This window comes from Actinosynnema sp. CS-041913 (assembly GCF_050942485.1).
Taxonomy (GTDB): domain Bacteria; phylum Actinomycetota; class Actinomycetes; order Mycobacteriales; family Pseudonocardiaceae; genus Actinosynnema.
Genome location: NZ_CP192037.1, coordinates 6262942 through 6278390 on the forward strand (window position 1 = coordinate 6262942; position 15449 = coordinate 6278390).

A 15449-nucleotide genomic window follows, 5' to 3' on the forward strand; every position below is an offset into this window, starting at 1 on the left:
GGTCTCACGTTCACGTTGCCTCCCCTGAAGGGAAGACGCGTGAGCCCTCCACCGACGCCCGCGGTCGACCACGCCGGCGGCCACGTCAACGACCACGTCAACGGCGGCGGGCGGCTCACCGAGCCGCCCGCCGCCGTGCTCCCCGAATCACCCCTCGGCGGACTCGTCCATCCAGAACAGCTCCCACACGTGGCCGTCCAGGTCGGTGAAGCCGCGCGAGTACATGAAGCCGTGGTCCTGCGGCTCCTTGCTCGGCTGCCCGCCCGCGGCGAGCGCCTTGTCCGCGATCTCGTCCACCTGCGCGCGGCTGTCGACGCCGAGTGCCAGGATCGCCTCCACGGTCTTGCCGGTGTCGGCGATCTCCTTCTGGGTGAACGTCTTGAAGTACGGCTCGGTGAGCAGCATCGCGTAGACGGCGTCGCCGAACACGATGCAGGTGGCGTTCTCGTCGGTGAACTGCGGGTTGTGCCGGAAGCCCAGCGCGGCGAAGAACTCGATGGACTTGGCGAGGTCGGTCACCGGCAGGTTGACGAAGATCTTGACAGACATGAGGGGCCCCCACTCCGGGTGCTGCGGACACTCGGGTATCCGCAGGTAACTTGTGTGTCCGGCGGACACACGGTGTACCCTAGACACAGATCGACAACGGGTGCAAGCCCCTGTGCGGAAGCGGTGTGCGGATGGGCGAGAGCCAGGGCGCGGAGCTGTTGTGGGGCTCGCGGCAGAAGGCCGCGCGACCGCCGAGGCTCGCGCTCACCGTCGACCGCATCGCCGACGCCGCGATCGGGGTGGCCGACGCCGAGGGCATGGCGGCCGTGTCGATGCAGCACGTCGCGGCCAAGCTGGACGTCACGAAGATGGCGCTCTACCGGCACGTGGCGAGCAAGGCCGAGCTGGTCGCGGTGATGATCGAGTCGGCCGTCGGCGAGCCGCCGGACCTGCTGACCGTGCCGGGCGGCTGGCGGCCGAGGCTGGTGCGGTGGGCGGACCTGATGCGCGAGACGTGGGAGCACCACCCGTGGCTGCCCGCCGCGACGACCGGCGAGCGCCTGACCGGGCCGCGCGAGGTGGGGTGGACGGAGTCGGCGGTCGCGGCGCTGGCCGGCACCGGGCTGGACGGCGGCGAGCGGATGGACGCGGTGTTCCTGCTCAGCGGCCACATCCGGAACACCCGCTCGGCGGCGACCGCGGGCACCCAGCCGTGGACGGCGGAGAAGCACCTGCGCGACATCCTGCGCCGGCACAGCGACCGGTTCCCCGCGCTGGTGGCGGCGGCCGACTCGACCGACGGCGCGGTCCGCGACAACGGGTGGAGCTTCGGCCTGGAGCGCATCCTGGACGGTCTCGCGGTGCTCATCGACTCCCGCCGCTGAACTGCGATTCAGGCCCACCCGACGCCGGGCGGGAATCGAATGCGATTTCCCCTCGGTTTACGACGGGCGCGGGAAGTTACCGCAGCCGTTGCCGGAGAAGTCCGTAATTCTGCGCTTATTGGGCCGTCCGTGTCGTCGCGCGGTGGATCGTGTCGGCCGGTTGACCGGGTCGTTACCGAACGGTGTCCGCCAATTCCAGGCCGAACCGACCGGAACTTAGGCCAGACGGGTGATCACCGTTGCACGCAGTAACAGGCCCCCAGGATTGGTGTATATCTCGGATAGTCATAATTCGAACCACCACGGAGTGACGGAGAGCTGTCCACCGGGACGAACCAGCCGTCCGCAATAGTGCGGATGACTTCCTCGTGCGCCCTTTTCCCTGCCCCTGCCGCTCGCTGGAGGAATTTCCGGGCATGCCTTCACGCGGCGTCACGGCAGTCGGAAACCGCAGGTCAACACGTGTAGTCAAGCTGGTCGGCCCGGCGCGCAGAAGCCGGAACACCATCGAAGGGCAAGCGAGGGCAGAGAGTTGACCTCAACGGGAACCGTTCGCACCAGGCGTGCGGCACGCTTTTTCCGCACGTCCATGGCGGTCATCTTCGCGCTCGGCGCGGTGGCCGGCCCGGCCGCGCCGATTTCCGCCGCCAGAACGGCCGCCGGCGCCGCCCAGGATGATCCCCAGATCCGGCCGCTGCACATGGTGGTGCTGGTCGACGAATCCGGGAGCATCGATCAGGAGTCGATGGACCGGGAGAAGGATGCGGCCCTGCTGATCGCGCTCGGTGAATTCTCACCCGGTTCGACGATCAGTGTGGTGGGATTCGCCAGCGACAACGACGGGCCCGGCCCCCAGGTCGCGGTGGACCCGGTGTGCCCGCCGACCGTGGTCGAATCCGCCCCGGACCGGGAAGCGCTTGCCGCGTGCGTGCAGAAACTGCGCAAGCGCGCGCCGAACGAGGGCGACAGCACCGATCACGTCCTCGCGTTGCAGCAGGCGCTGAGCAACCTGAACGCCGCGCCCGCCGACCAGGCCAAGATCGTCTTCCTGCTCACCGACGGCCGGCTCGACGTGAGCAACAGCGAGGTGTACGGCAAGGACAACAACGGCGACCTGCGCAACGAGGCCGCGCGGCAGGCGCTGCGCGGCCAACTCGACCGGGCGAGCGAGCGGGGCGTGCAGGTCTGGCCGCTGGCCTTCGGCAGCAACCTGGACCACGCGCAGCTCGACGCGTTCGCCGCCGGCGGGTCGCAGCAGACCTGCGGCGAGAAGTCGCCCAAACCCCAGGCCAAGGTCGTCACCAGCGCCGACGACGTGATCGGCTCGATGAAGGACGCCTTCAGCTCGGGCCGCTGCGCGGGCTCGGGCGCGCTGGTCACGACGACCTCCGAGCCCGGCGGCACGGTCGTGGCGAACGTCGAGATCCCGGCCATCGCCACCGACGGCTCCATCGTGGTGTTCCGGCGCGACCCGCGGATCGCGGTCAGCTACGAGGACCCGCGCGGGCGGGCGGTGCCGAAGTCGGCGAGCTTGGACGACTCCTCGTTCCAGGTCAGCGGCGAGTCCGGCCCGGTCGAGGCGCTGCGGGTGGTCAACCCCGTGCCGGGCACCTGGAAGATCAAACTCACCACGCCGGCGGACGGCCCCCGGCAGAGCGTCGTCTCCACCGTGCTCTGGCAGGGCGCGGCACGGGCCGTGCTGTCGGTCGACCCGCCCGCGCCGACCGCCGGCCAGCAGGTGACCCTCGGGGTCCGGTTGCAGACCCGGAAGAACGCCATCACCGACGCGGCCTCGCTGACCGGGCTGGCGTTCTCCGCCAAGGTCGGCGGCGAAGGGTTCACCGAGTTCCCGGTCGTGCTGGCCGACGACGGGAACACCCCGGACACCAAGGCGGGCGACGGCGTGTTCACCGGAGCCGGCACGGTGCCGCAGAGCGCCACCGGCGCGCTCCGCTTCACCGGCGCCGTGTCCGGTGTCGGCGTGCAGAGCGACGAGCGGACGCTCGACACGCGGGTCGCGGCGGTCCTGGCCCAGGTCCGCGCCCAGGTCCGGCTGACCGACAACGAGCCGTTCGTGCCGCCCGGCAGTTCCCGGCCCGGCGAGCTGACGGTCACCAACGACACCGGCAAGCCGCAGAAGGTCCGGCTGGTGGTGCGCAACCCCGGTCCGGGCACGGTCGTGTCGGCCGAGCCGGCCGTGTTCGACCTGAAGACCGGGGCGAACAAGTTCGACTTCGCCCTCGCGTTCGCCGAGAACACCGTGATCGGCGCCAACTCGGGCACGATCGACGTGGTGGACGACGCCAACCCGGCCGTCGTCTGGCACTCGATGCCGTTCACCGCCGCGGTGTCCTACCCGCCGACGCTCGTGGAACAGCTCCTGTGGCTGTGGATCGTGCTGGCCGTGCTGATCGCGGCGGCGCTGGGCTACCTGCTGGTGCGGTTCGCCAAGCGCAAGCGGGACCGGGACGTGCGCGGGCTGCGGGTGCAGTTGACCAAGGCGGGCCGCCCGAGCTACCTGCACGCGCCGAACAAGCCGTCGCAGGTCTTCCGGTTCACCGCCAAGGAAGCCGGCGGCGCGATGACCGTCAACCACGCCACCGACGTCGAGACCGCCTACGAGCTGCGCCGCACCGACGACGGCCGGGTGGTGCTGCGGCACGTCGACGGCCGGACGTTCGACCTGCGTCCCGGTCAGCCGGAGAGCATCGCCGCGGACGTGGAGCTGACCTACCACGACGAGCGCCGGCCGTCCCGCCGCCCGCCGCAGACCCGGTCCAGGTCCGCCACCGCACCGCCCGCGACGGCGCGGCCCGCGGTCAGACAGACCTCCGGCCCCAGCGCCGGCCCACCGGCCGACGACGACCTGCTGTGACCGAGGACCGGACGAGGAGCGCCACATGAAGATCTACCAGCCGGTCCTGTTCGTGGGACTGGGCGGCACCGGGTGCCTGATCGGCGCGGAGCTGGAGCGCCGGCTGCGCAGCGAGCTGTGCGGCCCCGACGGCACGAACCTCCAGGAGCTGCTCAGCGGCGAGAACACCCTGCCGTACCAGCTTCCCTCGTGCCTGCAGTTCGTCTACGCGGACCTCAGCGAGGACGAGTTCACCCGCCTCCAGCGCCGGGTCGTGCCCGGCGAGGAGCACCTGCCCGCCGCCGAGCGGACCATGCACCTGGTCAAGGACCTGGTGCCGCGCCAGGACACCTACCCGGAGGTGGCGCGCAGCCTGCGGCTCAACGCGGGCGGCGCGGTGGACTGGCTGCCGCCGGTCGACGGCGAGCCCCGGATCGGGCCGCTGGCCAAGGGCGCGGGGCAGTTCCCGACGGTCGGCCGGGCCGCGCTGTTCGAGACCCTGCGCACCGGCCTCGGCCCGGTGCAGAACCCGATCAGCCGGGCGATCGGCGCGATCAACAAGTCGGCGGGCGAGCTGGCGCGGCTGGGCGGCAAGCTGACCGGCTCGTGCGACGTGTTCGTGGCCTTCTCGGTGGCCGGCGGCACCGGCAGCGGGATCTTCTACGACTACCTGCACCTGGTCGGGGACGCGTTGGCGCGCAACGAGTACCGCGCCCGGATCTACCCGCTGGTGCTGATGCCGTCGGCGTTCGACGAGGGCCTGGGCGGCGGCCGGCCGGCGCGGCTGAACGCGGGCCGCGCGCTGCTGGACCTGTTCCGGCTGGTGGACGACCAGAACTCGCAGTCGGCGGGCACCGAGCTGAACGACACCGGCATCAGCGGCGCGCTGTCCGTGCGCTACCCCAGCGGCGAGGAGCTGCGGCTGCGCGCGGGCACGGCGCAGACCGCGTTCCTGTTCAGCCGCAGCGCGGGCGTGGAGCGGGAGGACCTGCACCGGTCGGTGGTGTCGCTGATGCTGTCGCTGATCGGCACCGGGCCGACCGAGGGCAGCGCGCTGGCGCAGGGCACCGACCGGATCTACCAGTCGTTCGCCGACGACTTCGTGAACCGGGCCGCCGAGCGCGAGCTGCCCTCGCCCAGCGGCATCGGCAACCGGGGCGTGTCCACCAGCCTGGTGGCGTCGCTGACCGTGCCGGTGGACGAGCTGGCCGAGCTGGTCAGCTCGCGGCTGCTGGCCGAGGCGGTGACCGAGCTGGTGGAGCCGCCGCCGGGCCGGGCGGAGAACAACCGGGACGCCATCGAGCAGTTCTTCACCGGGTCCAACCTGGACGCGTTGCGGCAGCGCGCGCCGATCGAGTTCGCCGAGCCGCCGATCGCGACCGGCGCGGAGGCGATCCTGCGTGCGCTGAGCACCCGCGTCCAGACGCTGGAGGCCGCGCTCAACACGCTGGAGCAGCAGCTCGTGCAGCGGGTGCCGAAGCTGGCGCAGGACTTCGACCCGCACCGCGCGGCGGACCTGATGCTCGGCGAGATCGACCTGTTCCGGCTGCACCGGGTGTTCGCCGGGCACCCGTCCCTCGCCGACGCGGCCGACCAGCGCGGGTTCGCCCGCATCCTGGAGAGCAGGCGCGGCGAGCCGGAGGCGCCCGCCGGGCTGACCCTCGCGCCGCCGCAGGCGCAGGAGATCCGCAACAAGCTGTTCAGCCGCGTGAAGTGGGCGGACCCGGTGGTGCGGGACGCGATCGAGGACCAGAACCGCTGGTACAAGTGGCGGGCGCGGCGGTTGTGGCACGCGGCGTGGAACGAGCAGTCGCTGCGCTGGGAGCGCACGCTGCGCCGTGCCGAGCTGGACCTGCGGGCCGTCGTGGACGCGTTCGTCGAGCACGCCCGGTCGGACGCGCCGCGGTTCCGGCGGCGGGCGCGGGAGCTGTACCGGCCGCGGGTCGGCGTGTCCTACCTGCTGCCGCCGCAGGGCGGCGACCTGGAGCCGTTCTACCAGGCGGTGCGGCGGCGGTTCATCGACGTCTACGCGCGCCTGGGCCGGCTGCGGCCCACCGCGACGACCGGCGACCTGGTCAACGAGATCCTCGGCGCGGAGGCGTGGCGGGCGGCGTACCAGACGGCCGTGCAGGGCGACGCGCGCCAGGCCGTGGGCGCGGTGCGCGACCGGCTCAAGCGCGAGGTGCAGCTCCTGTTCCGGCACAAGGACGCCGAGACCAAGCCGCTGCTGCCGCCGTTGCAGGACCTGCTGGCGGCGGCGGCCGGGTCGGACGTGGCGACGGTCGACGAGGAGGACCTGGCGCAGTTCCGGCAGAAGCTCGCGGGCCTGGTGCCGGGCGGGTTCTCGCCGCCGGGGGCCGGTCCGCTGAAGGTGCTGTTCAGCTACCCGTCCGACAGCGCGAACCCCGACCTCCAGCGGTACCTCCAGCAGGAGGTGAACTTCCACCGGGACGCGGAGACCGTGGTCGACTTCCGGCCCACCAGCGCGGAGTCCATGGCGGTGGTGCTGTTCCGCACGTCGATGAGCGTCACGGAGGTGCCGGAGCTGCGCGAGGTGCTGCGCACGTGGGCGGACGCGCAGCGGCGGCCGATGGACCACGACTTCCTGAAGTGGCGCCAGCGCACCGGGTACGACTACAGCTACCTGGCCACCGCCGAGGAGCACCGGGTGCTCATCCTGCACCGGCTGCTGTGCGCGCTGTGGAACGGGCAGGTGCAGGTCGAGGGCGACCCGGAGTCGCCGACGGCGATCGCGGTGCGGCTGGGCGGGCACGACGAGGTGTCCATGCGGCTGGGCCTGACCGACTACTTCCGGATGTCGTCGTGGGCCAGCGTGCTGTCCGCGTACGAGGAGTGGACGCTCACCGACGACGAGGGCATCCGCCGCGACTTCGGGGCCCGGCTGATGGGCGTGCTGCCGCACCGCGTGGACGAGACGCCGAACCCGCCGTCCGACCTCTACCGGACGGTGGTGAAGCTGGCCCACGACCAGGCCGCGTCGATCAACTCGGCGCTGGGCGGCCTCGGCAAGGCCAGCGCGAGCCGGGTGGCGCAGCTCCGCTCGTTCTGGACCGGCACGTTCCCCGCCGCGCTCGACTTCCCGTTCCGCCACACCGCGCCGGTCCAGGTGTCGCTGCGCGAGCTTGAGAAGTGGGTCGACCAGTGACGGCCCCCGGCACGGAGCCCGTGCACTACCTGAACCTGATCCGAGACCGGGCACTCGCCCTGTCGTGGCTGCGGATGAGCCGGTCCGGCGAGCGCCGCTTACCGCAGCGGGTCCTGGTGGTCGCCGACACCGGGGACCTGGCGGAGGACTTCGCCGAGTTCCAGCACCTGTACGTGGACCGGCTGAACGTGATCTGCGTCGTGGTCGGCTCCACCGCGAAGACCGACTCGGGCGCGGAGCTGCGGCTGCCCGCCGTGCTGTCGCAGGACGGCTCGGCGGTGCTGTGGGTCGGCGACCCGCGCGGCGTGTGGTGGAGCCCGGACAGCGTGCGCGGCCTGCCGTCGTCCGCCGACACCCGGGCCGGGCTGGACGAGCTGGTGGAGGCGCTGGCCATCGGAGACGTGTTCGACGAGGTCGTGGAGCGGGCGCGGAAGATACCGCACGCGACCGCGAGCCCCGGCCTGCACACGGTGTCCGGGTACATCGAGCCGGGCCAGGTCACGGCGGCGGTGTGGCAGGCGGTGCCGCGGCTGACCGCCCAGGGCGGCGGCGCGGTCGACCTCGTCACCCCGCCCGAGCCCGACGGCCGCACCGAGGACACCGGCTTCGTGATCGAGGGGTCGGAGCTGGACCAGGCGTGGCAGCGCGCGGCCCGACAGGCGCACTACGCCGACACCTCGGTGCAGCGGCTGTCGGGCTGGGCCGGGCTGCTGGGCCTGGAGGACGCGACCGCCGCGCGGGACGCCGTGGTCGCGACCGGGGACGAGCTGGACGCGTTCGCCGACGTCGTGCGGGCCACGGCGGACGAGGTCTCGGCGCGGTCCATGTCGGGCTCGTCGGTGGCCCTGTCCGACCTGGGCCTGCCGCCCCGGCTGCCGGTGGAGCCGGACGAGGTGGCGAACCGGCTGCGCACCCGGGTGACCGACGAGCTGCGCGGCGGGCGGTCGCTGACCGAGCTGGCGGCCGGCCTGCGCGGCGGGGCGACGTGGCTCGCGCCGGGCGGGTCGCGGCAGGTGGGCCGGCAGCTCGACGAGGCCTACCCGGCCGAGCTGGGCGCGCGGCTCAAGGAGCCGGCGGTGTTCCGGCGCTGGGTGCTGCCGGTGGTCACGCTGCCGCTGGCGGCGGTGGGCATCGGGGTGGCGGCGCTGCTGCCGGGCGCGTTCTGGCTGCTGGGCCCGGTGCTCGGGCTGGCGTGGGTGTGCGCGGTGCTGCGGACGTCACTGTCCCGGCCGAGGGTGGGCGAGTCGCAAGCTGTCCGGCTGCTGCCCGCCCTGACGCACGCGGCGGTGGCCGCGGTCGGGGTGGTGGTGGCGCGGGCGTTGCCGTGGCCCGTGCCGGTGGAGCTGACCGCGCCGGTCACGGTGGCCGCCGTGGTGGGGCTGGTCGTGCTGCTGGGGCTGTCCTGGCGGCGGGCGGTCCGGGAGTGGCACGCGGCCGTGGCCACCGGGGAGGCGGTGGCGGCCGTCGCGCGGATCCGGGTGGTGCTGGAGGACCTGGTGGACCGGGGCTGGCGGCAGGCCGACCGGCTGCGGTTCTGGTCGGACGCCATGCGGACGGTCGCGGGCGCGCTGGACGACGCGGCGACCGTGCTGCGCGGGATCGCCGCCGAGGGCGAGCCGGCGCACGTCGTCGTGGACAACCCGCTGGTGTCGCCGGTGGTCGCGGACGACCTGGCGGACCTGACGCTGGAGGTGCTGGCGCCGTGCTGGGCCGGTCTGGCGTCCCGGCGCGGCCTGGAGGGCGTCGGGCTCGGCGTCGGCGACCGCGTGCAGCACCTGTTCGGCGAGTACCGGATGCACTTGGCGGACAAGGGAGTCCAGGCCGCGCCGCCGTTCGGCCGGACCGACGGCAACCGGGAGCTGCTGATCACCGAGACGCTGCGCCGCGTGCCGGAGATCGAGGCGGTCACGCAGCGCACCGGCCGCGAGGAGATGCGCCAGCTCTGCGCGCCGCGCGACCTCGCGGAACTCAAGCACGAGGCGAAGGACATCCAGATCGTGCGCTTCGCACCCCTGCTCGCGCAGCCGCACCTGGCCGAGGCCGCGGTGGACACCCTGCTGGAGACGTGCTGGACGACCAGCACCCTCGCGGCCGGCGTCGTGCGGCTCGTGCCGCTGCGGGGCGAGGTCGTTCGCACCTACTGGCCGCACACCCCGGAGAGTGGGCGATGACCGGCGCGTGGCAGTTCGTCGACTACCGGGACTACCGGTACCAGTCGCGGCGGATCGAGGTGCGCGAGCAGGACGACGGCCCGGCGGTGCGCAGCGAGTTGGCCGTGCGCTCGCTGGTCACGTCCGAGGGCTCGCCGCTGGTGCGCAAGAGCGTGCCGAGGGAGGCGGGGCTGGTGAATCCCGGCCTGTACCTGTTGCTGGACCGGGAGATCCGGGCGGGCGCGCGGCTGCTGCGGCGGTTCCCGGCCGACGGCTACCCGGCGGAGCTGTCCCGGATGGTCGGCTACGACATCGACGGCGAGGAGCCGTTCGTGCTGCTGGAGCGGTACCACGGCGGGCCGGTGGCGGACCGGGCCGGGCAGCTACTCACCGAGCAGCAGCACCAGTTCGCGGTCGGCCTGTTCCGGGCGCTGCGGCTGCTGGAGGCCGCGAAGCTGGTGCACGGCGGGCTGAGCCCGGACACCGTGTGGTGGGGCGACGGGCGGGTCCAGGTCGTCGGGTTCGAGCACGCCGTGCTGACCGGCGAGCCGAGGGTGCGCAACGGCAAGAGCCGGTGGTGCTCCCCCGCGCAGCAGGCGGGGGACGGCGCGGCGGCGACGCCGGACGACGTGTGGTCGGCGGGCGCGGTGGTGCTGGAGGCGGTGACCGGCGAGCCGCCGGGGTCGCACCCGGCGCCCGAGCGGTTCGGCGTGGCCATGGGCGAGCTGCTGGCCGGGGTGTTCACCGCCCGGTCCGCCGACCGGCCGCGGGCCGAGGACCTGCTGACCCGGTTGCAGGCGGCGGACGGCGTGCCGGCGCGGGCGGACAGCGCGGTGCGGGACTTCGCGCGGTCGCGGGCCCGGTTCGACGAGGTGCTGGCGGACAAGCTGGCGCCCCGGGCGGTCGCGGAGGAGCCGCCGCCGTTGCCGCGCCGCAGGCTGCCGCTGTGGCAGCTCACGGTCGCGGCGGCGGTCGTGCTGGTGGCGCTGGTCGCGGGCGTGGCGTGGATGGTGACCGGGTGACCGCGCCGACGACCGGGCCGGAGGTCCGCTGCCCGGTGTGCCTGGACCGGTTCGAGTGGCGCGAGGACGAGCTGTGGATGACCACCGACGAGGTGGGCCGCTACGAGCTGATCGACCTGAGTTCGGTGAACGACCCGGTGAAGCGCCTGGACATGCGCCGGAGCTGCTACCAGCGCTGCCCCAACCCGTCCGGCGACACCGAGTCGCACCACCTGCCCGCGTCCTACCTGGACTACGGCCCGCCGCTGGTGGTCGGGCTGGTGGGCCGGTCGGGCAGCGGCAAGACGCACCTGCTCACCTCGCTGATCGCCGAACTGGAACGGGGCGGTCTGCAGGGGTGCGACGTGTCCGCCCGAGCCATGGACCTCCAGCTACACCAGCGGTTCGAGGCCGAGCACCTGCAGAAGCTGGAGCGCTCCGAGGAGCTGCTCGGCACCCCACACGGGCTGAGCGGCTTCACCAACGTCATGACGCTCACCTCGTCCGCCGGCACCCGCCCGGTCACGTTCTTCGACATCTCCGGCGAGGACTTCCTCAAGGACGGCGAGGACCTGGGCAAGACCGCGCGGTTCGTCATCGGCGTGGACGCGCTGCTGTTCGTGGAGACGCCGGAGCACGCGCTGGGCATCCGCAACCACGAGCCGGAGAGCACCATGGGCGTCAACAAGGCGTTCCTCAACGTCATCGGCCGGCTCCGCGACCTGGGGATGCTCGCGTCCACCCCGGCGGCCTTGGTGCTCAACAAGTCCGACCGGCTGCGCTACCTGCCACCGGTCGACCGGTGGATCCGGCGGGAGGACGACGGGACGCTGGACGCCGACGTGATGCTGGAGGAGAGCCGGGACGTGTACGGCTTCCTGCACCAGCACGGCGCGCACTCGTCGCTGTCGCCGTTCCACGAGTTCCCCCGCTGCACCCTGCACTTCGCCTCGGCGACCGGCGCGGAGCCCGTCGACCGCAAGTTCGTGCGCGGCGTGCGGCCGATGCGGGTGCTGCGCCCGCTGATCGCCCTGCTGGCCATGACCGGTGTGCTCGCCGGCTCGGAAGCGCGGAAGGTGGGTCACTGGCATGTCCCGACCCGATGAGTCCGAGGTCGACCAGCTCGTGTTCGCGCCCGGCGAGCACGGGGTCGGGTGCCGCGGCACCTCGCTGCCGCCCGGCCCGAGCCGGGGGTGGGAGAACCTGCTGCTGCCGCTGTCCCGCATCCAGTCGTACAACACCGGCGACATGCCGGACACCAGCCTGTCGTACTTCGCGTTCGACCGGTTCGGCGTGGCGGTGGTGCGGCGCAGCAACGACGGGTGGAGCAACGGGCGCAACTCGGCGCACGCGGTGGTCGGCCCGGCGGCGGTGCTGACGCCGCGGCGCGCGCTGTCCATGGCGTCCTGGGACGGCTGGCTGAGCGACGCCGACCCGGCGCGGCCGATGGAGCGGCTGGCCGGCTCCGACCTGCCGGACGGCGCGACCGACGCGGACCGGCCGCCGTCGGGCTGGCTGACCGCGCTGGTCGCGGCCCACCTGCGCGAGCCGCGCGGGAACCTGACCGTGGTGGGCGCGGGCGACGCGGACCGGATCCCGTTGCTGCGCGGGCTGGTGGACGTGCTGGCCGCGGTGTGGGCGGGCTCGGACCTGACCCGGCGGTGGACGTTCTCGACCCACGAGCAGAGCGTGGACCACAAGCTGAAGAACGCGGCCGAGGTGATCTTCCTGCCGGGGTACGAACCGGGGGCCACCAAGTTCGCGGGCACGCTGGTGCGGCTGGACTCGGCTCCGGCGGACGGCTGGGAGGCGGACGCGGCCGCCACGCTGGTCGGCGAGTACCTGCGGAGCGACCCGGCGGCGCTGTTCGAGGGGCTGGCGCGGGCCCGGGTGCCGGAGAGCACGGACGTGGCGGGGCGGCTGGCCGCGCTGCGGCACCTGGCGGAGCGGCGGTCGGGTCGGGAGGTCGCACTGACGGCTCGCGGACCGGACCGCTCGGCCGACGCCACGCAGGAACTCAGGCTCGATGACGCACAGCGGGGGGACGCCGCCGGCGTCGGCACGACGCAGGACGCTCCGAGTGTCAACGCGACCCGGGATTACCACGCCGGACCCGGCACGACACACGACTTCTCGGGCGTCGGCGCAACGCACCGCCCTGCCGGCCTCGGCGGGCCGGAAACCGGCGGCGTGACACCGAATCCCGGCCCCAGCAGGCTGGAGTTGGTGCGGGAGCTGAGGGCGGCCGAAAATCCCGACCAGGCGGCACGGCTGGTCGCGGCGTTGGACGAGGCGGGGCCGGAGGAGTCGCAAGGCCAGCGGTACGCGATCCGCGGCGAGCTGCTCAACCCGAGGTTCACCGGCGGCAGGCTGGACGCCATCGGGTACCGGGCGGCGGGCGTCTACCCGGTGGTGACCCGGCTGTGCTTCGGCGACCGGATGGAGGACCTCCGGCTCGACGACCGCACCACGCTGGCCGAGGTGGGCGATCTGGTGGTGGACAACCGGACGTCCTCGTTCCTGGTGCGGGCCATGGTGGAGCGGTCGGTCGCGGCGGGCAAGGCCGACCTGTTGGTGCCCGCGTTCGGCGTGCGGGAGCTGCGGCACCAGGGCCTGCCGGTGGCCACGCCGGACTGGTCGGTGATGTGGTGCGCCGACCCGGACGCGCACCGGCCGCCGCCCGAGCCGCCGCCCACCACCGCCACTCCCGCCACCGCGGTGCTGCCGACCGTCGTGACGTGGCCGGACGCCCTGCGCAGCTTCCCGGTGATGGTGCTCATGGGCGCGCTGCTGTTCGTCGTCGGACTGCTCCTGGGGGTGACGCAGGGTGCCTGACGTGGACACCGCTTCCGCCCGGGTGTGGCGGTTGCAGCGGCGCTGGTCGCTCGCGGCGGACCGGGCCAAGAGGGGGCTGGACCGGTCGCGCCGGCTCACGCTGCTGCTGGTCGTCGGGGCGGCGTCGGCGGGCGCGGCGGCGGCCGGCACCGGATCGGCGGCGTACGCCGGGCTGAGCGCGGGCGCGACGGCGGTCGGCGCGGCGCTGGCGGCCAGGGCCGGCGCGGACCTGCGCACGGCGACCAAGCTGCGCGCCGTGTCCGAGGCGTTGAAGAGCGAGGTCTACTCGTTCCTGGCGCGCGCGGGCCGGTACCTGGACGGCGACCGGGACGCCGTGCTGGACGAGCGGACCGCCGAGCTGATCCCGGAGGACCAGGCGACCGGCTCGCGCGTGGCCCGGCAGCGGCCGGACGACCGGAAGCCGCCCGCGGTCCACGACGTGCCGTCCTATGTGGACGTTCGACTGACCGGCCAGTTGGAGGAGTACTACCGGCCCAAGGCGACGCGACTGGCGCACTGGGCGGCCGGGTTCCGCTACGCGCAGGTGTCGCTGACCGTGCTGGGCGGCGCGCTGGCGGGCCTGGCCGCGGCCGGGAACACCCAGACCGCCGGGTGGATCGGCGCGCTCACCACGGCGGCCACCGCCGTCGCCGCGCACAGCGCCGCCGCCCGGCACGAGTACCTGGCCCTGGTGTACGACCGGACCGCGCAGCGGCTGGAGTCGCTGCGCGGCCGGTGGTCGTCGGGGCGGCTCGGGGCCGACGTCGTCACCGAGTGCGAAGTGCTGCTGGCCACCCAGAACGAGGCGTGGCTGGCGCAGTGGAACACGGCGGAAGGCAAGGGCTGACCGTGCGCGACAGAGTCTTCATCAGCCACAGCTCCCGGCAGCGGACCTACCGGGACGGGACGCCGACCCGTGCCTCGCTGCTCCGGGACCGGCTCCACGACGAGCTGGAACGCCTGAACTACACGGTGTTCCTGGACCTGGAGGACATCGGGCCGGGCATGGACTGGCGTCCGGAGGTCACGAACGCGCTGGACCGGTGCGACGCGTTCATCGTGCTGCTGGACGAGTTCGCGGTGAAGTCGCCGCGGGCGCGCCAGGAGACGATCGTCGCGCTGCACAACCGTGCCACCCGCGGCACGCCGCACGTGATCCCGGTGCTGGTCGACGACCTGAGCACCAGGCAGGTGAAGGCCATGGGGTTCACCGACCTCGACCTGGTGCAGGCGGTCAAGCTGGACGCCGCCGCCGGGCCCGCGGAGGTGGACCGGGTCGTCGCGAAGGTGACGTCGGTGTTCGCCTGCCTGCCGCCCGGTCTGGACCCGGCGGACGCCACGTGGGCCGAGCGCCTCAGCTACCAGCTCAGATCCGTGGACCACGAGCTGCGCTACAAGGGCGCGAAGGCGCTCGGCATCGAGGAAAAGCTGTGCACCGCGACCCGCGCGGTGGCCGGCGACCTGCTGCTCGCGATCCAGTTGCTCAACCACGGCGGACAGCCGGGAGTCGTGCGCGCCGTGGGCGTGCTGCGGTGGCGCATGGGTTCGGAGGACCTGACCCGCCTGGTCCGGCTGCTGCACCCGAGCTGGGTGAACCGCGCGTCCGCCCGGAAGCTGCGCCCGTCGGACGACGGGCCGATCCCGCTGCGGGCCGCGCTGAACGCCTCGCACGCGTGGGTCGGCCGGCACTACCTGGACGTGGCCTTCTGCTTCGACGACGCGAACATCACCGTGCGGGACATCGGCTTCGTCGCGGGCGAGGACGCCGGCCGCAGCATGTCCGCCGAACTGCGCAGAGAGGTCGCCGAAGCCACCAGGGGCACCGCCGGCCGATGCCACCTGGTGGTGATCGCGCAGGGCGTCCGGCCGGCCCGGCTGCACGAGGCGCTGGACGACCTGCAGAAGGAGTTCCCCGACGTCGCCGCGATCCTGCTGCTGGGTCCGCGGGGCCGGGTGGCACGACCGGAAGTCCTCGAACTCGACGCGCTCGACGCCGACGCCGAGGAGCTGGCGCACCAGTTCGTCAACGACCTGAACCGGGCGGCCAAGCTCGCCGAATCGGTCTGAGAG

General features: G+C 73.3%; 10 protein-coding genes. 9 read left to right on the forward strand and 1 reads right to left on the reverse strand.

Going from position 1 to position 15449, the window contains the following annotated elements; translation table 11 throughout:
• Window positions 1-147: 147 nt before the first annotated feature.
• The gene (locus ACQPZF_RS27905; RefSeq protein ID WP_433261838.1) at window positions 148-549 is read right to left on the reverse strand and encodes a VOC family protein; all 402 of its coding nucleotides are present in this window, start codon (window positions 547-549) and stop codon (window positions 148-150) included.
• A 131-nt stretch (window positions 550-680) separates the two neighbouring features.
• On the opposite strand from ACQPZF_RS27905, the gene ACQPZF_RS27910 reads away from it, so the two are divergent.
• The 9 genes from ACQPZF_RS27910 (at window position 681) to ACQPZF_RS27950 (ending at window position 15446) form a co-directional block, all read left to right on the forward strand.
• Window positions 681-1373 (forward strand): TetR/AcrR family transcriptional regulator, encoded by a 693-nt coding sequence (locus tag ACQPZF_RS27910; protein WP_433261840.1) that lies wholly within the window; start codon window positions 681-683, stop codon window positions 1371-1373.
• Window positions 1374-1962: 589 nt separating this feature from the next.
• On the forward strand, window positions 1963-4248 hold the full coding sequence (locus ACQPZF_RS27915; protein WP_433261842.1) for a VWA domain-containing protein: 2286 nt from the start codon (window positions 1963-1965) through the stop codon (window positions 4246-4248).
• Between the two features lie 25 nt (window positions 4249-4273).
• Window positions 4274-7393, forward strand: a complete 3120-nt coding sequence (locus ACQPZF_RS27920) for a tubulin-like doman-containing protein (RefSeq protein WP_433261844.1) — start codon at window positions 4274-4276, stop codon at window positions 7391-7393.
• Window positions 7390-9564 (forward strand): hypothetical protein, encoded by a 2175-nt coding sequence (locus ACQPZF_RS27925; RefSeq protein ID WP_433261846.1) that lies wholly within the window; start codon window positions 7390-7392, stop codon window positions 9562-9564. The genes ACQPZF_RS27920 and ACQPZF_RS27925 overlap by 4 nt, the downstream gene beginning before the upstream one ends.
• Window positions 9561-10565, forward strand: a complete 1005-nt coding sequence (locus tag ACQPZF_RS27930; protein ID WP_433261848.1) for a hypothetical protein — start codon at window positions 9561-9563, stop codon at window positions 10563-10565. The genes ACQPZF_RS27925 and ACQPZF_RS27930 overlap by 4 nt, the downstream gene beginning before the upstream one ends.
• The gene (locus ACQPZF_RS27935; protein ID WP_433261850.1) at window positions 10562-11650 is read left to right on the forward strand and encodes a hypothetical protein; all 1089 of its coding nucleotides are present in this window, start codon (window positions 10562-10564) and stop codon (window positions 11648-11650) included. The genes ACQPZF_RS27930 and ACQPZF_RS27935 overlap by 4 nt, the downstream gene beginning before the upstream one ends.
• Window positions 11634-13379 carry a hypothetical protein gene (locus tag ACQPZF_RS27940; RefSeq protein ID WP_433261852.1) on the forward strand — a complete coding sequence of 582 codons (1746 nt, stop codon included), beginning with the start codon at window positions 11634-11636 and terminating at the stop codon, window positions 13377-13379. Before ACQPZF_RS27935 ends, ACQPZF_RS27940 begins: the two co-directional genes overlap by 17 nt.
• Before the next feature lies 1 nt (window position 13380).
• Window positions 13381-14226 (forward strand): DUF4231 domain-containing protein, encoded by an 846-nt coding sequence (locus tag ACQPZF_RS27945; protein WP_433261854.1) that lies wholly within the window; start codon window positions 13381-13383, stop codon window positions 14224-14226.
• A 2-nt stretch (window positions 14227-14228) separates the two neighbouring features.
• A complete protein-coding gene (locus tag ACQPZF_RS27950) occupies window positions 14229-15446 on the forward strand; it encodes a toll/interleukin-1 receptor domain-containing protein (RefSeq protein ID WP_433261856.1) in 1218 nt (405 codons plus the stop codon).
• The last annotated feature ends 3 nt before the right edge of the window (window positions 15447-15449 follow it).